The organism is Shimia sp. W99 (assembly GCF_053851455.3).
Map to the genome: position 1 here is coordinate 3,203,955 of NZ_JBSQBU020000001.1, position 18,546 is coordinate 3,222,500.

General features: G+C 60.3%; 19 protein-coding genes and 1 tRNA gene (1 of these 20 cut by a window edge). 12 read left to right on the top strand and 8 right to left on the bottom strand.

All coding sequences use genetic code 11. The annotated features are described in order from the left end of the window. Positions 1-68: 68 nt before the first annotated feature. Entirely contained in the window at positions 69-890 is an 822-nt protein-coding gene (locus tag ACS3QZ_RS15580; protein WP_456038667.1) for an ABC transporter ATP-binding protein, read from the top strand. A 6-nt stretch (positions 891-896) separates the two neighbouring features. Here the strand turns inward: ACS3QZ_RS15580 and ACS3QZ_RS15585 are convergent, their stop codons facing one another. Beyond that, positions 897-1,754, bottom strand: coding sequence for a hypothetical protein (locus ACS3QZ_RS15585; protein ID WP_456038668.1), 858 nt, complete (start codon positions 1,752-1,754; stop codon positions 897-899). 122 nt (positions 1,755-1,876) lie between these two features. Here ACS3QZ_RS15585 and ACS3QZ_RS15590 point away from each other — a divergent pair, with 122 nt between their 5' ends. After that, positions 1,877-3,097 carry a phenylacetate--CoA ligase family protein gene (locus ACS3QZ_RS15590; RefSeq protein ID WP_456038669.1) on the top strand — a complete coding sequence of 407 codons (1,221 nt, stop codon included), beginning with the start codon at positions 1,877-1,879 and terminating at the stop codon, positions 3,095-3,097. 123 nt (positions 3,098-3,220) lie between these two features. Continuing rightward, on the top strand, positions 3,221-4,840 hold the full coding sequence (locus tag ACS3QZ_RS15595) for a peptidoglycan-binding protein (protein WP_456038670.1): 1,620 nt from the start codon (positions 3,221-3,223) through the stop codon (positions 4,838-4,840). 84 nt (positions 4,841-4,924) lie between these two features. Here the strand turns inward: ACS3QZ_RS15595 and ykgO are convergent, their stop codons facing one another. Both ykgO and ACS3QZ_RS15605 read right to left on the bottom strand, forming a co-directional pair. Further along, positions 4,925-5,050, bottom strand: a complete 126-nt coding sequence (gene ykgO, locus ACS3QZ_RS15600; protein WP_008562923.1) for a type B 50S ribosomal protein L36 — start codon at positions 5,048-5,050, stop codon at positions 4,925-4,927. Positions 5,051-5,128: 78 nt separating this feature from the next. After that, a tRNA-Val gene (locus ACS3QZ_RS15605) sits at positions 5,129-5,203 on the bottom strand. A gap of 149 nt (positions 5,204-5,352) precedes the next feature. Here ACS3QZ_RS15605 and ACS3QZ_RS15610 point away from each other — a divergent pair. Further along, complete coding sequence (locus tag ACS3QZ_RS15610; protein WP_456038671.1) at positions 5,353-6,216, top strand: N-formylglutamate amidohydrolase; 864 nt, start codon at positions 5,353-5,355, stop codon at positions 6,214-6,216. Between the two features lie 3 nt (positions 6,217-6,219). On the opposite strand, the gene ACS3QZ_RS15615 is transcribed toward ACS3QZ_RS15610, so the two are convergent. Further along, on the bottom strand, positions 6,220-7,473 hold the full coding sequence (locus ACS3QZ_RS15615; protein ID WP_456038672.1) for a DNA polymerase IV: 1,254 nt from the start codon (positions 7,471-7,473) through the stop codon (positions 6,220-6,222). Positions 7,474-7,504: 31 nt separating this feature from the next. Here ACS3QZ_RS15615 and ACS3QZ_RS15620 point away from each other — a divergent pair, with 31 nt between their 5' ends. Further along, positions 7,505-7,903 (top strand): NUDIX domain-containing protein, encoded by a 399-nt coding sequence (locus ACS3QZ_RS15620; RefSeq protein WP_456038673.1) that lies wholly within the window; start codon positions 7,505-7,507, stop codon positions 7,901-7,903. Positions 7,904-7,977: 74 nt separating this feature from the next. Here the strand turns inward: ACS3QZ_RS15620 and pyrF are convergent, their stop codons facing one another. Together pyrF and ACS3QZ_RS15630 are read right to left on the bottom strand one after the other, a co-directional pair. Continuing rightward, positions 7,978-8,673, bottom strand: coding sequence for an orotidine-5'-phosphate decarboxylase (gene pyrF, locus ACS3QZ_RS15625; RefSeq protein WP_456038674.1), 696 nt, complete (start codon positions 8,671-8,673; stop codon positions 7,978-7,980). A 65-nt stretch (positions 8,674-8,738) separates the two neighbouring features. Next, positions 8,739-8,999: a hypothetical protein gene (locus ACS3QZ_RS15630; protein ID WP_456038675.1), complete on the bottom strand. Its 261-nt coding sequence runs from the start codon at positions 8,997-8,999 to the stop codon at positions 8,739-8,741. Between the two features lie 237 nt (positions 9,000-9,236). On the opposite strand from ACS3QZ_RS15630, the gene clpB reads away from it, so the two are divergent. From clpB to ACS3QZ_RS15645, 3 genes are all read left to right on the top strand, one after another. Next, positions 9,237-11,852, top strand: a complete 2,616-nt coding sequence (clpB, locus tag ACS3QZ_RS15635) for an ATP-dependent chaperone ClpB (RefSeq protein ID WP_456038676.1) — start codon at positions 9,237-9,239, stop codon at positions 11,850-11,852. Positions 11,853-12,079: 227 nt separating this feature from the next. Next, positions 12,080-13,426, top strand: coding sequence for an MFS transporter (locus tag ACS3QZ_RS15640; protein ID WP_456038677.1), 1,347 nt, complete (start codon positions 12,080-12,082; stop codon positions 13,424-13,426). Positions 13,427-13,605: 179 nt separating this feature from the next. Further along, positions 13,606-14,037 (top strand): DsrE family protein, encoded by a 432-nt coding sequence (locus ACS3QZ_RS15645; protein WP_456038678.1) that lies wholly within the window; start codon positions 13,606-13,608, stop codon positions 14,035-14,037. A gap of 67 nt (positions 14,038-14,104) precedes the next feature. Here ACS3QZ_RS15645 and ACS3QZ_RS15650 read toward each other — a convergent pair whose 3' ends face one another. Further along, entirely contained in the window at positions 14,105-14,542 is a 438-nt protein-coding gene (locus ACS3QZ_RS15650; RefSeq protein ID WP_456038679.1) for a DUF302 domain-containing protein, read from the bottom strand. A gap of 113 nt (positions 14,543-14,655) precedes the next feature. On the opposite strand from ACS3QZ_RS15650, the gene ACS3QZ_RS15655 reads away from it, so the two are divergent. The 3 genes from ACS3QZ_RS15655 to ACS3QZ_RS15665 all read left to right on the top strand — a co-directional run bounded on the left by ACS3QZ_RS15655 (position 14,656) and on the right by ACS3QZ_RS15665 (position 17,340). Further along, positions 14,656-16,161 carry an FMN-binding glutamate synthase family protein gene (locus ACS3QZ_RS15655; RefSeq protein ID WP_456038680.1) on the top strand — a complete coding sequence of 502 codons (1,506 nt, stop codon included), beginning with the start codon at positions 14,656-14,658 and terminating at the stop codon, positions 16,159-16,161. A 70-nt stretch (positions 16,162-16,231) separates the two neighbouring features. Next, complete coding sequence (gene msrP / locus ACS3QZ_RS15660) at positions 16,232-17,134, top strand: protein-methionine-sulfoxide reductase catalytic subunit MsrP (protein WP_456038681.1); 903 nt, start codon at positions 16,232-16,234, stop codon at positions 17,132-17,134. Beyond that, on the top strand, positions 17,131-17,340 hold the full coding sequence (locus tag ACS3QZ_RS15665; RefSeq protein ID WP_456038682.1) for a GDCCVxC domain-containing (seleno)protein: 210 nt from the start codon (positions 17,131-17,133) through the stop codon (positions 17,338-17,340). The genes msrP and ACS3QZ_RS15665 overlap by 4 nt, the downstream gene beginning before the upstream one ends. A 13-nt stretch (positions 17,341-17,353) precedes the next feature. On the opposite strand, the gene ACS3QZ_RS15670 is transcribed toward ACS3QZ_RS15665, so the two are convergent. Continuing rightward, on the bottom strand, positions 17,354-18,010 hold the full coding sequence (locus ACS3QZ_RS15670) for a hypothetical protein (protein WP_456038683.1): 657 nt from the start codon (positions 18,008-18,010) through the stop codon (positions 17,354-17,356). Between the two features lie 161 nt (positions 18,011-18,171). Here ACS3QZ_RS15670 and msrQ point away from each other — a divergent pair, with 161 nt between their 5' ends. After that, positions 18,172-18,546: the 5' portion of a protein-methionine-sulfoxide reductase heme-binding subunit MsrQ gene (gene msrQ, locus ACS3QZ_RS15675; RefSeq protein ID WP_456038684.1), read on the top strand. The gene runs 225 nt beyond the window's last position; 375 of the gene's 600 nt are visible here — the first part of the coding sequence; the start codon lies at positions 18,172-18,174; the stop codon falls past the right edge of the window.

Here is an 18,546-nt window from a genome sequence, read left to right on the forward strand (position 1 = left end):
CTTTAACCCTGTTCCGGCCGGGTCCACCGGCCGGAACACCGCCACATTCGACAAGAAAGACAACGCACATGCTTGACGCTGGTCGCACCCAAGAGACCCTTCTGGAGGTCAACAACATCGAGGTGATCTACAACCACGTGATCCTCGTGCTCAAAGGGGTCAGCCTGAGTGTTCCCAAGGGCGGTATCACCGCGCTTCTCGGGGGCAACGGGGCAGGCAAGACCACCACCCTCAAGGCCATTTCCAACCTGCTGCATTCGGAGCGGGGCGAAGTGACCAAGGGCAGCATCAATTATCGCGGGGAACGCGTGCAGGATCTCGATCCCGCGGCTCTCGTGAAAAAGGGCGTGATCCAGGTGATGGAAGGGCGTCACTGCTTTGAACACCTGACCGTCGAGGAAAACCTGCTGACCGGGGCCTATACCCGCGCCAGCAAAGCCGAAGTCGCTCAGGATCTGGAGATGGTGTACAACTATTTCCCGCGTCTCAAAGAACGCCGCAGAAGCCAGGCAGGCTATACCTCGGGTGGGGAACAGCAGATGGTGGCCATCGGCCGCGCGCTGATGAGCCGTCCCGAATGTATCCTTCTGGACGAACCGAGCATGGGTCTTGCACCGCAGCTCGTGGAACAGATCTTTGGCATCGTGAAATCGCTCAACGAAGAGCAGGGCTATACCTTCCTCTTGGCCGAGCAGAACACCAACGTGGCCCTGCGCTTTGCGCATTACGGCTACATCCTGGAATCGGGGCGTGTGGTGATGGACGGTCCTGCCGCCGAACTGCGCGAGAACCCGGACGTCAAGGAATTCTACCTTGGTATGTCCGACGAAGGGCGCAAGTCCTTCCGCGACGTACGCTCCTATCGCCGGCGCAAGCGCTGGCTCAGCTGAGGGCGATCACCCGTGCTGCGCGAGAAGTTCCGCCCGCATCTCTTCGATCCGCTCCAACGCCTCTTCTCGGGTGTTGCGGATGTTGGGACGGAAGCCTTGGGACTCTGCGCGCAGCCGGATATCGGCCTCGGTCTCCGACCCTGCGGCATACCGCACCGACCCCAGTGACGCGGCGACGTTCAGTCGCTTGCCGCGATAGGCATAGCGTACCCAAGCCTCGGGCATGATCTGGCAGTCGTTGTAGTTGACCAGGAAGAACCACTTGCGATCGGTCTCTTTGATCCGGTCTTCGATGAAATCGTAAAAATCGTCCACATCGCGGGCGTGGTGAAAGATGAAGTGAGAGAAATCGACGTCCATAATGACCGTGTCATGGTCAAAGCGCAGGCGCCGCGCAAAGTCATGTTCGACATAGTTCGGATCATGACGCAGGCGGGTGCGGCGCTGGCTCGGCAGTTCGGCGATTCGCGCCATGGCCGAGTCGCGATCGGCAAACAGGTTGGCGTCAAAACTCTCGGTATTGGCGCTGCGTTCGATCTGGCGGCGCGTCGCCTCGCTGGCTTCAAAGCGCACCGTTCCCTGGCTATGCGCCATGTTGAGCGCACGACCCCGGCGGGAATGGGCGAGCCACGCCGGCTGGTCGATCTTGCAGCCGGAATAGTTGATCAGAAAGAACCACTTGGGCTCGCCGGTCTGGGCGATCCTCTCCTCGATCCGGTCGTAGACACTGTTCACGGTCGCGCTGGTGTCGAGGTGAAAGCCGGAAAAATCGACCTCCATACATTGCTCCGCTTCGTGAAAAATGATGCGCGGATCAAAGGCGTTGGTCGCCTCTTGCGTCTGGATGCCGGTCGTTTCGGCCATAGGGGCACTCCTCTATTACCCAAGGGTCACACACTCTCTCCCGCGTGCAGCTATGCCGCTGTGCCCGGCCCTCTTCAATTCCGCATTACGTCGCGGCAAGAACACAGGAAAAGGATGGCCACATGAGCCGGTATTTTGATGCCCTGGAAACCCGCTCCGAGGATCAGCGCGCGGCTGATCTAGCGGCGGCCCTGCCTCAGCAGATCTCCAATGCAAAGGCGCTGCCGGGTTATGGCGGCGCGCTGGCCGATGTCGATCCGGCCTCGATCACCGACATGGCCGCGCTGGCCACACTCCCGGTATTGCGCAAATCCGAAATCGGCAAGGCACAGGCGGCGCATGCGCCGCTGGGCGGCTATGCGGACCTGTCCCGCCCCGGCATCACCCATGTGTTCCAATCGCCAGGTCCGATCTATGAACCGGGCAGCAATGGCAATGACTGGTTCCGCTTTGGCCGTGTGTTGCACGCGGTCGGAATTGGAGCAGATGACATTGTTCAGAACTGCTTCTCTTACCACCTGACCCCGGCTGGGATCATGTTTGAAAGCGGTGCGCACGCGGTCGGCGCCAAGGTTCTGCCTGCCGGCATCGGCCAGACCGAACTTCAGGTGCGCGCGGCCGCCGACATTGGCACGACCGCCTATGCCGGGACGCCGGACTATCTCAAGATCATCCTCGATAAGGCCGACGAGATGGGCGAAAAGCTTCGCATCACCAAGGCCACCGTTGGTGGCGGTGCCCTGTTCCCGTCGCTGCGCCAGGAATATGCTGATCGCGGCGTGACTTGCCTGCAGGGCTATGGCACCGCCGATCTCGGTTCGGTTGCTTACGAATCCGAGGCCATGGAAGGCATGATCATCGATGAAGGCGTGATCGTCGAAATCGTCACGCCGGGCACCGGCAATCCGGTTGCGCCGGGCGAAGTCGGTGAAGTCGTGGTGACGTCGCTCAACCCGGATTACCCCCTTATTCGCTTTGCCACCGGCGACCTCTCAGCCGTCCTCCCCGGGCAAAGCCCTTGCGGGCGGACCAACATGCGTATCAAGGGCTGGATGGGTCGTGCCGACCAGACCGCCAAGATCAAGGGCATGTTCGTCCGTCCGGAACAGGTTGCGGCGCTTGTCGCCAAACACGAAGAAGTGGCCAAGGCCCGCGTCATTGCCACCCGCGAAGGCGAAATGGATGTCATGACCGTGCGCATCGAGTCCGACGGCGGTGATGCAGGCGCTTATGGAAAATCGGTGGCCGAAACGCTCAAGCTCAAGGGGGCGGTGGAAATCGTTGCGCCTGGAAGCCTGCCCAACGATGGGGTCGTGATTGAGGATCAGCGTAAATACGACTGATTATCAATCCTTTACATGGATACCTGGCGAAGGGGAGCGATATCGGATTGCTCCCCTTTGTTATTGAATATCAACCCTTAGACTTCCATCCTGTAGCCAGACACGCAACTGCAGGAGGGCGCCATGCGCACCACATCAACATGGATTATCACGGGGCTGGCCCTGAGTATCTCAATGGGTGCGCAGGCTTCGGTTCTGACACCTTCTGTGCCGATTCAGGGGGCGCCGGCGGCATCGCTGCTTTGGGATGCACAGGTTGGCGCGGCCCAGCACCGCACACCCGAAGCTCGCGCGCGCGACGAAGAGGCGGAATTGGGACTCAGCTATTCCGATCGCCGACAGATACAATCTGATCTCAAGGTGCTGGGCTATGACCCGGGTCCGGTTGACGGATCTTTCGGGCGTCTGACGCGTCGCGCCATCTGGGATTGGCAGTTCTCCATGGACCACTGGCCAAGCGGCTACCTGACCCGCGATCAGGTTCGCCAGATGCGCGCTGCAGCTCGCGACAAGCGGCCCGAGCAGCGCTATAGCGAGGTCGAGGATCGGCGGTATTGGGAAACCACGGGGGCAAAATGGGGTAGCCGCGACGGCATGCGCGCCTATCTCAAGCGATACCCGAACGGGGTTTATGCGTCTTATGCCCGGGACCAGCTGGGGCAAGGTGATCGCGACGGCCGCAGGCGCGATGATGCGGCGTGGCGCGAGGCCAGCGATCAGAATACGGTGCGCGCCTACCGTGCTTATCTCGAACGGTTCCCTGACGGACGGTACGTCGATCAGGCGCGTGTGCGAATCCGCGATTTGACGGTTGGTCGCGACGAGGTCGCGTGGCGCGAAGCGGGAAGTCAGAACACGGTGAACGCCTATCGCGCCTATCTGGATCGCTTTCCGAATGGGCGCTATGCGTCGGATGCCCGGATGCGTATTCGGGAAATGACGGCAGGACAGGAAGCAGCCGCATGGCGCGATGCCAGCAATAGGGATACACCGCACGCCTATCGTGCTTATCTCGACCGCTATCCCAATGGCCGCTACGCCACACAGGCGCGGGCACGAATCCGAGAGCTGACCTCTGGCCGGGAAGAGGCCGCGTGGGACGAGGCAAGAAACCTGAACACGGTGAACGGGTACTGGTCCTATCTTGATCGCTTCCCCCAAGGTCGATACGCCTCTGAGGCCAAGTCCCGCATCCGGCAGTTGACCTCGGATCAGGAAGAAACCAGATGGCGCGCCGCGCGCCGTCAGGACACCATCGAAGCCTATCGTGATTTCCTGCAACGCTATCCCCAAAGCCGCATGGCGCCCGAGGCGCGCAACCGGATCGCGGAACTGCGTGGGAGCAACGAGGACAGGCAGCAGGCCGAGCGACGCGTATGGCTTGCCGCCAAGCAGGAAAACACCATTTCCGGATACCGCAACTATCTGCGTCAGTATCCAAACGGTCGCTTTGCCCGCGAGGCCAAGGCAGGCATCAAAGCACTTGAGAATCGCCGGCCAGAGCCGACCCCCGGTGATGCGCAGGCCCTTGAGCGTAGTATCATCAAAACGGACCGCGACATGTACAACCTTCTGGAAGGGTTGCGCCGGCTTGGCTATCTCAAGAGCAATACCGCCACGACGATCACACCGGAGGTCCGAGAGGCAATCCGGCGGATGCAGCGGAAAATCAAACGCCCGATGACAGGGTATGTCGACGAACATGTCTGGAGCGTGATCGCGACGGTGATCAACAACCGCTAGGTTTGGATAGAGCTTTGCTAAAAAAGAGAAAGCCGCCCCGAAAGGCGGCTTTTTCAGTTCTGTCGGATCGTCAGACCGGGCGAATTAGCCCTGGCGTGCTTTAAAGCGACGCTGGGTCTTGTTGATCACGTAAACGCGGCCCTTGCGGCGCACAACACGGCAGTCGCGGTGCCGGTTCTTGAGCGAGCGGAGCGAGTTCTTGACCTTCATGGGCCTTCTCCTCATTTCGCGGCGCGGCGTGCGCCTGTGGTTGCGGGCACCCCACGTCGTTGTGGGGCAGTGAATTCATGGTGGGCGATACTGGGATCGAACCAGTGACCCCTTCGATGTCAACGAAGTGCTCTACCGCTGAGCTAATCGCCCATGAACCGGCTTGATTGCCATGTCCCCTAACAAAAGGGGGCGCGGAAAACCGCGCCGGTGGCGGCTTCTATAAAAGGAGTCGTCGGGGGGATCAAGGGCTTTTGATACATTAGTTTTTGCGGCAATATTTTATTGGAACAGGAGTCGCAATGTCGCAAGAAGCTTATCGTATCCTTGAACCTGAAACCCGCAACTCTGCCGTGGTTTTTGCCTCTCCGCACAGTGGATGCGACTATCCGGAGTGGTTTGTACGGCGTTCCTTGCTCAATGCGCATTCGATCCGGTCTTCCGAAGACGCTTTCGTCGACATGCTTTTTGATTCGGCCCCCGAAGTGGGTGCGCCGTTCCTGGTGGCCAGAGCCCCGCGCGCGTTGCTGGATTTGAATCGGTCTGCGGACGAACTTGATCCGGCGCTGATTCACGGGGTTCGCAAAGTGGGTCACAATCCGCGAATCGCGTCCGGGCTCGGGGTCATTCCCCGCGTGGTAGCAAATGGGCGTCCGATCTATCACGGCAAGATGGCGCTGGACGAGGCGAACCGGCGAATCGATACCTACTGGCGGCCCTATCATGCCGCCCTCGCAGAGCTTTTGGGCGGCGCGCACAAGATGTTTGGCCGCGCGATTCTGATTGATTGTCACTCGATGCCGCGCGAAGCCGTCGAGAACGTGTCGCGGACCAGCGGACGGCGCCCCGAGATCGTGCTTGGCGATCGCTTCGGAGCAGCAGCCCATCCCGAGGTGGTCGACGAGATCGAGGCAGCCTTTGTGGAGGCGAGCTTTGCCGTCTCGCGCAATCTCCCTTTCGCAGGGGCCTTTGTGACCCAACACTACGGACGTCCGTCACGCCGCCAACACGCGATACAGGTGGAAGTCGACCGGTCGCTCTACATGGATGAAACGCGGATTGAACCGCATTCCGATTTCGAGACCTTCCGCGCCCGCCTGCGTGGCGTGATCGCCCGGATTGCAGAGATCGGTCGCCCCGAAGAGCGGCCGCTTGCGGCGGAATAGCCCCTAACGCATCGCGCGCCCTTTCAGGATCGCATCCGACCCGAAGCGTCTGCGAATCTCGTCCGTTGCGCGTTCGGCGCGGGCGCGTTGCGCCGCCTGCGGATCCAGAAGGTCGCCCGAAAGATCCGCCTGGTCTGCTGGCACAAGATCGGCCAGCCCCACCCCCAGAAGGCGATAAGGCCCCTGATCGCCCACCTGGTCGAACAACCCGCGCGCCGTCCGATAAAGCGTATCCGCCATCTGGGTCGGGTCGCGCAGGCTCAGGCGGCGCGAAATCAGGCTGTGATTGGCGCGCTTGAGCTTGAGCGTGACCACCCGCCCGGCCTTGTCCTTGGCCTTGGCCCGGTCTGACACCTTTTCGGCCATGCGCCACAGGTGTCCATCCAGAATCTCCGCATCCCCGGTGTCTTCGAAAAAGGTGGTTTCGTTGCTGATGCTCTTGATTGGCGCATGTGCCGACACCTTGCGCCGATCCTGCCCACGCGCGAGATGCCACAGGCGATAGCCCATTGATCCGAACCGCGCGGTCAGGTCCTCCTGCTCCCAACGCAAGAGATCGTTGAACGTCCGTATCCCGGCGCGGTCCAGACTGTCCTGTGCCGCAGGTCCGATTCCCCAGATCAGGCGCACGGGCTTGTCACGCAGGAAAGAGTCCGTTTCCGCCTTGCCAATCACCGAAAAGCCACGTGGCTTGTCGAGATCGGACGCGACCTTGGCGAGGAACTTGTTGTGACTGAGGCCAATCGAGCCGGTCACGCCCAGTTCGTCTTTCATCCGCTTCGTCAATCGCGCCAGCATCACGGCAGGCGGTGCGCCGTGCAGCTTGGCCGTCCCGCCAAGGTCCATGAAGGCTTCGTCCAGCGACAGCGGTTCGATATCCGGGGTCAATTCGTCCATCATCTGGCGGATTTCGCGGCTGACTTCCGCATAAACCGACATGCGCGGGCGGATAACCACCGCCTCGGGGCAAAGCCTGAGCGCCTGGAACATCGGCATCGCCGACCGAACCCCGCGAATCCGCGCCACGTAGCAGGCGGTCGACACGACTCCACGCCGGCCGCCGCCAATGATCACCGGCTTGTCCGCCAGTTCCGGGTTGTCGCGCTTTTCCACGCTGGCATAAAAGGCGTCACAATCCATATGGGCGATGGTCAGGTCGAACAGTTCGTCATGCCGAACGATGCGCATGCTGCCACAGGACGGGCAGCGCCGTTCCTGATGTAAAGCGCTCAGGCAATCGCGACAAAGAGCGGGCATGACAAGGGTCTCGAGGCAAGGAGTGGGTGACGTGAGTGTATCATTTGACGGGTGTGAGGACACGGCCTTTCACGGGGCCAAGCTGGCGCTGTTCATCGGCGCCAACCTGATCACGATCCTGCGCGATGACAAGCCGGATATTCCCTGGCCTGCACATTGGGACCTGCCCGGTGGCGGGCGCGAGGGAGACGAAACCGGAGCACAGTGCGAGCTGCGCGAAACGCGTGAGGAACTTGGTTTGATCCTGCCCGAAGCTGCACTGTGTTGGGGCCGGCTCTACTGGCGCAAGGGGCGGGCTTTCTGGTTCTTTGCCGCGCAGATGCCCGCAGAAACATTGCCCGAGATTCGCTTTGGGTCAGAGGGGCAACGGTGGGAGGCGATCCCGCAGTTTCAATCCCGGCTGGCGGATTACATGGCAGAGCGGGGGTAGGGGGGGGCGCTGCCCCCCGCCGCGCCTGGCGCGTCTCCCCCCGGGGTATTTTGGGAAAAAGAAAGAGGGCGCGCTCAGAGCGCCGCCAGTTCATCGACGATGGCCTGCGCGGCGGCGCGCGGGTCTTCTGCCTGCCAGACCGGGCGGCCCACCACGATGTGATCAGCCCCATCCGCGATGGCACTGGACGGCGTGGCGACCCGCTTCTGATCGCCAAGCGCAGCCCCCGTGGGGCGCACGCCGGGCGTGACGATCAGGCGGCCTTCGGCCTCCGGCAGGGCGCGGATCAGCGCCGCTTCCTGGGGCGAGGCAATCACCCCGTCCGCACCGGCTTCAAACGCCTTGGCCGCGCGTTCCTGAACAAGATCCCGCACGTTGCCCGGTTTGATCAGGCTGGCGTCAAGGTCGCTGCGATCCAGAGAGGTCAGGATGGTCACGCCAAGGATCTTGAGATCCTTGCCTGCGGCGCCTTCCTTGGCGGCACGCACCACATGCGGGTCGCCATGCACGGTCAGGAAATCGAGATCGAACTGCGCCAGCCCGCGCACAGCCGCTTCGACCGTTGCGCCGATATCGAAAAGCTTCATATCAAGGAAGATGCGCTTGCCATGATCCTGTTTCAACTCGTTGGCGAGCGCCAGCCCGCCGCCCGTCAGCATGCCAAGGCCGATCTTGTAGAAGGACACGGCATCGCCGATGGTTTGGGCAAGCTCAAGCCCTTGAAGTGCGTTGGGCACGTCAAGGGCCACGATCAAACGGTCGTCGGACATGGGGGCGCTCCTGTATCTGGGGTCGCGCCCTTTTTGCCGCCTGCGCGCGCGGCGTCAAGTCCTGCTCAGATGTCTACCGGGCAGACGCCAGGGGCAAAGGACAGCTCTTCACGCCCGGTGCGCATCTCGGGCATGCGGCGGATCTGGCGCAATGCCTCGCGGATCAGGGCCAACCGGCCTTCGGTTTCTTTCTTCTCCGGCGCGCTGGGAACCGCGCACAACAGATTCACGTCACGCGCGTCTGCGTGAAGCGACACCATGGCACTCAGCTCTCCCAGGGACTGGCGATAGGTCGGGTTGGAAATCTGGATATCGGTGACGTACATGGCGCCCTCACTTGTTTGCTGCTCGTTTGGCAAGGGTGGCGCGAAAATGCGGCGAAATTGGTCTGCACGCGGGGAAATTTGGGCGCTTTTCCGGGGCGACGGCCTGCGGCAAAAACACTGTCACGATCTCTTGAACATGACGCCATCGCGCACCAAATTGAACCTGAGGCCCGAAATGGGGCGTGCCGCTAAGCGGGCGCCAAACAGACCCGGGCGCTTATGAGAAGGAGAAGAACGATGGACTTGAGCAAGTTCACGGAGCGGTCGCGCGGCTTTATTCAGGCAGCTCAAACGATCGCCATGCGGGAAAACCACCAGCGTCTGGTGCCCGAACATCTTTTGAAAGCATTGATGGATGATGATCAGGGGCTCGCCGCCAACCTGATCAAACGCGCTGGCGGCGCGCCCGAGCGCGTACGCGAAGCGGTTGAGGCCGCGATGGCCAAGATTCCGCAGGTGAGCGGCGATGCCGGCCAGCCTTATCTCGACAACACCACCGCCAAGGTGCTGAGCGAAGCGGAAGCGATTGCCAAGAAGGCGGGCGATAGCTTTGTGCCGGTCGAGCGCATCCTGATGGCGCTGGTCATGGTGAAATCCAAGGCGCGCGAGGCGCTGGAGGCAGGCGCGGTCAACGCGCAGGCGCTGAACGCCGCGATCAATGATATCCGCAAGGGGCGCACTGCTGACAGCGCGTCGGCCGAAGAGGGCTATGACGCGCTCAAGAAATATGCGCGTGATCTGACCGAGGCCGCCAGTGAAGGCAAGATTGACCCGATTATTGGCCGCGACGATGAGATTCGCCGCGCCATGCAGGTGCTCTCGCGCCGGACCAAGAACAACCCTGTCCTCATTGGTGAACCAGGCGTTGGTAAAACTGCGATTGCCGAGGGTATGGCGTTGCGCATCGTGAATGGTGATGTGCCGGAATCCCTGCGTAACAAGAAACTTCTGGCGCTCGATATGGGCGCGCTGATCGCGGGTGCGAAATACCGCGGTGAGTTCGAGGAACGCCTCAAGGCGGTTCTGACTGAAGTGACCGAAGCGGCAGGCGAGATCATTCTCTTCATTGACGAGATGCACACGCTTGTCGGTGCGGGCAAGACGGATGGCGCGATGGATGCGGCCAACCTGATCAAACCGGCGCTGGCGCGGGGGGAACTGCATTGTATCGGTGCGACCACGCTGGATGAGTACCGCAAATACGTGGAAAAAGACGCGGCCCTGGCCCGTCGTTTCCAGCCGGTGATGATCGAGGAACCGACCGTCGAGGACACGATCTCGATCCTGCGCGGTATCAAGGAGAAATATGAACTGCACCACGGTGTCCGTATCTCGGACTCTGCGCTGGTGGCAGCGTCGACCCTCTCCAACCGCTATATCACCGACCGCTTCCTGCCGGACAAGGCGATCGACCTCGTGGACGAGGCCGCAAGCCGTCTGCGCATGGAAGTGGACAGCAAACCCGAAGAGCTCGACGCGCTCGACCGCCAGATCCTGCAGTTGCAGATCGAGGAAGAGGCGCTCAAGCTCGAGGATGATGCCGCCTCCAAGGACCGGCTCGAAACCCTGCAAAAGGATCTTGCTGATCTTCAGGACAAATCCGCCGAGATGACTGCCCAATGGCAGGCGGGCCGGGACAAGCTGGCCTCTGCGCGTGACCTCAAGGAGCAGCTCGACCAGGCGCGGGCCGATCTGGATATCGCCAAGCGAGAAGGCAATCTCGCCAAGGCGGGGGAGCTGTCTTATGGCGTGATCCCGAACCTTGAGAAGCAGCTTTCCGAGGCCGAAGAGGCCGAGGGCGACATGATGGTCGAAGAGGCCGTGCGCCCCGAGCAGATCGCGCAGGTGGTCGAGCGTTGGACCGGTATTCCGACCAGCAAGATGCTCGAAGGCGAGCGTGAAAAGCTTCTTCGTATGGAAGACGATCTGCATCGTCGCGTCATCGGTCAGAACAGCGCGGTTACTGCCGTTGCAAACGCCGTGCGCCGCGCGCGCGCGGGGCTGAACGACGAGAACCGCCCGCTGGGGTCGTTCCTGTTCCTTGGCCCGACGGGTGTGGGTAAGACCGAATTGACCAAGGCCGTGGCAAACTTCCTGTTCGACGACGACAATGCGATGGTTCGCATCGACATGTCCGAGTTCATGGAGAAGCATTCGGTTGCCCGCCTGATTGGTGCGCCTCCGGGCTATGTCGGCTATGACGAAGGCGGTGTCCTGACCGAGGCCGTGCGACGCCGCCCCTATCAGGTGGTGCTGTTTGACGAGGTCGAAAAGGCACACCCGGACGTGTTCAACGTGCTGTTGCAGGTGCTCGATGATGGCGTGCTGACCGATGGTCAGGGCCGCACCGTGGACTTCAAGCAGACGCTGATCATCCTGACGTCCAACCTTGGTGCGCAGGCGTTGAGCCAGCTGCCGGACGGGGCGGATGCCTCGGATGCCAAGCGGGACGTGATGGATGCCGTGCGCGCCCATTTCCGCCCCGAATTCCTCAATCGTCTGGACGAGACCATCATCTTTGATCGTCTGGCCCGTGCGGACATGGACGGCATCGTCGACATTCAGCTTGGTCTGCTCAAGAAACGCCTTGCCGGTCGCAAGATCGAAATCGTGCTGGATGAGGCGGCCAAGACCTGGCTGGCGGATGAGGGCTATGACCCTGTATTCGGCGCACGTCCTCTGAAGCGCGTGATCCAGCGTGCCCTGCAAAACCCGCTGGCCGAGGCGATTCTGGCCGGCGATATTCGCGACGGCGATACCGTCCCGGTGAGTGCCGGCGCAGAGGGACTGATCATCGGCGACCGGGTCGGGACCACCGACCGGCCCAAGCCGGATGATGCCGTGCTGCATTGATCTGGCTAATGTGAGACATGAGAAAGCCCCGGGGTTTGGCCCCGGGGCTTTTTCGTGCGCCAAAACCCGCCAATGGGACCAGGCAGCACAACGCAAAAGTGGTGGGATGTCTTGTTTCCCAATTTGAATTTGCCCAGCGACAAGATGAAAACGACATCGGGTCGCGTGTAGGAAAGAAGCTTCTCAAAATCTGTGCTGGCTGATTGCGAACAACGTGAGCAATCCTGATGCATGAACGCCGAATACCCGAATGGCTTCGCCATGCGCCCGCACCAAGCGTACGCGGCTTTGCCATTCTGGCGGGAACAGAGGCAGTTGCCAGAGGAATTCTGGTATCCGTCATGCCAGTCGTCATGTACGGGGCGCTCGGCGATGCGCGTATCGTGTCAGAAATCTACTTCATTATCGGCGCGATCTCTCTCCTGATCGGTCTGCTCATTCCCTACCTGATCCGTTTCATCCCACGGCGGTGGGTGTACGTGCTGGGTGCGCTGATGTTCATGTCCGGTGCCGGGATCGCGACCTTGGAAACGCCCGCCACGGCCATTGCCGGGCTTGCACTTACGACTTTCGCGGTTGTGACAACGTTTGTGTGTTTCAATGCCTATGTTCTCGACCACGTCGCCAAGATCGAACTCAGCAAATTCGAAACATCACGTCTTTTCTACAGTGCGCTTGGTTGGACTGTCGGACCTGCGCTCGGTGCGTTTCTCTATGACTGGTGGCGACCCGCACCTTTTCTGATCGCGGCGGCTGCATCGGGCGCCATGTTGCTCATCTTTCTTGTGATGCGCCTCGGAAACGGCAAGTTGATCGCCAAGAGCCGGCGGGCGCCCATCAATCCCTTCGCCTATTTCGGGCGGTTCGTCGCTCAACCACGATTGGTCGCCGGGTGGATTTTTGCCGTTGTGCGGTCCTGCGGCTGGTGGGTCTATGTGGTCTATCTGCCCATCTACGCAGTTCAGAACGGGCTTGGCAGCCAGCTTGGGGGCATCGCCTTGTCGATGTCCAACGCCGCACTGTTCTTTACGCCGCTGATGTTGCGCTTCATGCAGCGCAGATCGGTGAGGGCTGCGGTCAGGACCGGTTTTCTGATGTCCGGGGTGCTGTTCCTTCTGGCCGGAATTCCGTTTGGTGTCCCCGAAATAGCGATTATCCTTCTGATGATCGGGTCCATCTTCCTGATCCTGCTCGATGTATCGGCGGGCCTGCCTTTCCTACTTGCGGTCAAGCCATCCGAGCGCACGGAAATGTCTGCCATCTATTCCAGTTTTCGCGATGTGTCGGGTATCCTGACCCCCGGTGCCGCGTGGGTCGTGCTTCTTTTTTCTCCGTTGGCCGGGGTATTCTCGGCCGGTGGAGCGGGGCTGCTTCTCACTTGGGTCCTTGCCCGCAAATTGCATCCGCGGCTCGGTCAGGCGCGCATTTCCGTTGAAAGCGGACCCATCGAACAAGTCGAAGAGGTTCAGGCGGCGTTTGGTCTGCCTGAGATGCGCGAGAGGCAAGCCAAACCCCGTCACTTGGCGCCGGATCAATCCTGGGAGCATGTCGCCAACGCGCAGCGCAATGATTGAAGGCCCGAGTCAAGGGCGGCCATTTATGGTGAGGGCACGACCAACAGATGCTTCCAAAAACGTCTACTCTGAAACAGATCAGCGCATTCACAGGCTGTTAGAAAACAATCACATTTGAATATCTCTATCTTTATCCCCTTGATTTGCTAGGCTGACAGAACCGAAAGGGAGGAAACGATATGAAGAACTTTGCAGCAGCAGCCTGTGCCGCCATGCTGGCCACGGGTGTTTGGGCCGAAGGTATGACGCATCACGTGGCAATTCATGTTGATGAGAACGATCCGAAGGTCATGAACATGGCACTGAACAATGTCCAGAACGTGGTCAAGTATTATGAAGGGCAGGGCGATACGGTGGTTGTGGAACTTGTCGCCTATGGCCCGGGCTTGAACATGTATGTGCCGGGCAAAAGCCCCGTTGCGGACCGAATCTCTGCCATGTCGCTTGAGATCGAGAACCTGTCTTTTGCCGCCTGCGGGAATACCCATCGGAAAATGAGCGAAAAGGCCGGCAAAGAGATCGTGCTGATGGAGGAAGCCACGATTGTGCCGTCGGGTGTCGTGCGGCTGATCGAACTTCAGGAACAGGGCTACGCATATGTTCGTCCCTGATCCACGGGCCTGAACAGAAAAACGCCGCCCTGATCCGGGCGGCGTTTTTCATTCTGGCGCAATTGGGTTACTCGCCGATCGCCTCTTTGACGATCTCGTCCAGCATCATCTGCACTTCCTTCATCGGCCCCTCCGGCATCACCCGATAGCCGATGGTGGTTTGCTCTTCGCCCGGTTTCTGCATCACGAAGATGCCATAGGGGCAGAACTGGAGGTTCATCGGATCCTCTTCCATCACCTTGCGGGACAGCGCGGCGGAGCAGAAACTATAGACCTCGGCGCGAGTGAAGATGGTAACGTCCGAGCCGACGTCTTCCTTGGTGCGCTCAAGCATTGCGCCCACGTGGCTCACCGCATCAATTACCAGCCCCCGGTCGGTGATCGCGCTTTCAAGGCCGAAAGTGACGTCGTCATAGTCCTGGTCAACGGTGTAGGTAACGGCGGTTTCGGCCAGACCAACCGTGGCGGTCAACGCCAGTCCGGCGGCAAACAAGAACGATTTCATGGTTATTCCTCCCCAATTCTGTGTGAACGTGTCTTGCGACAAAACTGTCATCACGACACTCTATCAACACGTCCGGGATCGACTTTGACGCATATCAAAAAGGAATAACAAATATGAATGTTTCGATGGAAAGCGCCTTTGATATCGTCGAGTTCCTTGGGCTCATGTTTGTTCTGCTTTTTGGTCTTGTGCTGGTGATTGCGGCGGTGATGTTCGTGATCGACCGTCATCAGACCGAGGACGCGATCCGGCGTAACTATCCGGTGATCGGGCGGTTCCGGCATCTGTTCACGGAACTGGGCGAGTTTTTTCGACAGTATTTCTTTGCCATGGACCGCGAGGAGCTGCCCTTCAACCGGGCGCAGCGCGAATGGGTGGCGCGCGCGGGTAGCGGATCGAGCAACACCGTTGCTTTCGGGTCGACCCGCAGCCTCGACGTCCCCGGCACCCCGATCTTCGTGAACGCACCCTTTCCGCCGCTGGATGACCAATATGCCAAGACCGAACCGCTGCTGATCGGCCCGACCGCGCGCAAACCCTATCTGGCGCCGTCGATCTTCAACATCTCGGGCATGAGCTATGGCGCGATTTCCAAACCGGCGGTCCAGGCGCTCAGCCGTGGTGCGAAAGAAGCCGGGATCTGGCTCAACACGGGCGAGGGCGGCGTATCGCCCTTTCATCTCGAAGGCGGCTGCGACCTTGTCTATCAGATCGGCACCGCCAAATACGGCGTGCGCGACAAGGACGGCGGGTTGAGCGATGAAAAGCTGCGCGCCGTGGCCGCGCATGACACGATCCGCATGTTTGAAATCAAGATGGCGCAGGGGGCCAAGCCCGGCAAAGGCGGCATCCTGCCCGGCGAAAAGGTCAACGAAGAGATTGCCCAGATCCGCGGGCTTGAGATCGGACAGGACGGCATCTCGCCCAACCGGCACCGCGAGATCGACAATTATGATCACCTGCTCGACATGATCGTGCGTATCCGCGAGGTCACGGGCAAACCCGTGGGCATCAAGACCGTGGTCGGGGCCGAGGCTACGTTCCGCGACCTGTTCGAAACCATCGCCCGGCGCGGATCGGACGCGGCGCCCGATTTCATCACCCTCGACGGCGGCGAGGGCGGCACCGGTGCCGCGCCCATGCCGCTCATTGACCTTGTCGGGATGCCCGTGCGCGAGGCGCTGCCGCTGATCACCAACCTGCGTGATGAATTCCACCTCAAGGACCGCATCCGCCTGATTGCCAGCGGCAAGCTCGTCAATCCCGGTGACGTCGCCTGGGCCATGGCGGCAGGGGCCGATTTCGTGGTTTCCGCGCGCGGCTTCATGTTTGCGCTGGGCTGTATCCAGGCGCTCAAATGCAACAAGAACACCTGCCCGACCGGGATCACCACCCACGATCCCCGGTTCCAGAAAGGTCTGGTGGTCGAGCGCAAATACAAACGCGTCGCACTTTATGCCAAGGGCATCATTCACGAGGTCGAAACCATCGCCCATTCCGTTGGCGTGTCCGAGCCACGCAAGCTACGCCGCCGTCACGTGCGTCTGGTTCAGCCCAACGGCCGCTCGATCCCGATGAACAAGATCTATCCAAGTTACAATACAACCACGCCATCGTGAGACGACGTGTTTGGCCCCGCGCCGCCAACCTGCGCTAGGACCAGACAAGACCAAGAACCAAGAGGACAAGATGGCCAAGCGTTGGACAAATGATCTGGGCACCGGGGATGTGACGCCGGAATCCCACTATCTGAACCGTCGACAGATCATGGCGGGGATCGCCGGGCTGGGGCTGGCCGGGTTGGCCGCACCTGCACGGGCTGCCGGCGCACCTGAACCGTCGCCATGGGACGTGATCACCCAGTACAACAACTTCTATGAATTCGGCACGGGCAAGGACGACCCGGCGAAATACGCCCATGCGCTGACAACCCACCCTTGGTCGATCAGGATCGACGGCATGGTGCACAATCCGGGCGACTATGCGCTGGGCGACATCCTGTCAAAGATGACCATGGAAGAACGCATCTATCGCTTCCGCTGTGTCGAGGCTTGGTCGATGGTGGTGCCGTGGAACGGGTTTGAGCTCAAGGATCTGCTGGATTTGGCCGGCGTTAGGCCCGAGGCAAAATACGTGGCGATGGAAACACTCTATCGCCCCGAGGAAATGCACGGACAACGCACGCCGTTCATCGAATGGCCCTATGTCGAAGGGCTGCGGCTTGACGAGGCGATGCATCCCCTGACCCTGATGGCGACCGGGATCTATGGCAAACCTCTGCCAAATCAGAACGGCGCGCCGCTGCGCCTCGTGGTGCCGTGGAAATATGGCTTCAAGTCGATCAAGTCGATCGTGCGTATCACCCTCACCGACAAAGAGCCGCCAACCAGCTGGAACCGCGCGATTCCGAACGAGTACAAATTCTATAGCAATGTGAACCCGACCGTGGACCACCCGCGCTGGAGTCAGGCCACCGAACGCCCGATCGGCGGCGGCCTATTTGCCAAGCGTCAGCCAACCCTGATGTTCAATGGCTACGAGAAAGAGGTCGCCTCACTTTACGATGGCATGGACCTGAGGGTGCATTTTTGACACCGACGCTGACATCCGAACTGACATGCCCTGAATGCGGGCATGTCGAGCGATTCAGGATGCCCGAGGATATGTGCCAGTGGTTTCTGGAATGCCCGGCCTGTCACGTGGTCTTGCGACCCAAGGCCGGGGATTGCTGCGTCTTCTGTTCTTATGGAACAGAACCCTGCCCACCGGTTCAAAAAGGCGAGGGGTGCTGCGGATGAATGCGCGTTCGGGTCACACGCTCTTTTGTGCGCGAAGAAGCGTCCACGGCACAATTGCACCGTTGTTGGCATTGTCGTGAGCTATCTCCTGCATGTCCTGAAGAAAGCGGGTGCGATGGGCGAGGTATTTGGGAATGCAGAGCGGTGCCTGATCCTCAAAGCTCATGACGAGAACCGGTTTGCTTGCATGCGGTTTGATGTCGGTCAGCCCTTCAAGGCGACGGCATTGCCACGTCAGGTTAAGCCCATATGCGGTGATATACCCATGTCCCCATGCAACCCGCTGTTGAAACAGCAGCATGTACCAGAGGTATCCGAATCCCAGGCAGATCACCGTCTTGAGGATTGCCCCCAGACCAAGGGCTTCAACGCCGGTGGCATTCAGAACAGGGGTCATATCGGTCAGGGCAAGAAACAACAGTGCGCACAGGGGGGCAATGACGCGCATTCCGATGGATGGGCGGGATTGAAATACGCCCGGCTCACATTCCGTGGGCTGCGCGCGCAGAAGATCACGCAATCCCGCAACGATGCCCGAGTCGCATTCCCTATTCAAACTCAGAACCGGTCCGGGGTCGCGTCTGTGCAGAATGCGTGCCACGGCAAATGTGACAAACCAGGACAGGCTGAGGGTGAGGGCAAGGAACAGAATATTCTGCAGAAAACTCATAAAACGATTCTCCGAGGGAAGAAATTGGTACGGGGGGTGCCATCAATGATTGGCACCGGATCAAAATGGTCCCGTATTTCGGCTGAAATAGGGCATTGCTGGGAAGAGATGCGGGAATTGCCATCTTGTTGCGGCCATCTTGGTAAAGAAAGTATTGCACCGTGATCGACACGCTCAACGCTACCCTGCGCCGGGTACCGCCATGGAGTCTTTATATGCTGGCCGCACTATATCCCGCGTGGCTGTTGCAACAGGGATTGACGGGCGGGCTTGGCGTCGACCCGGTCAAGGCCATGGAGCATGATCTGGGACGTCGGAGCCTGCAGTTGATTGTGGCGGGATTGTGCATCACGCCCCTGCGCCGATTTACCGGGCTGAACCTGATGCGATTCCGTCGGGCGGTCGGCCTGATAGCCTTCTTCTATATATGTCTGCACCTCACTGTCTGGCTCGTGCTCGATGTACAGATCCTGTCGCAGGTCTGGGCTGATATTCTCAAGCGGCCCTATATCACGATCGGCATGGCCGGTTTCCTG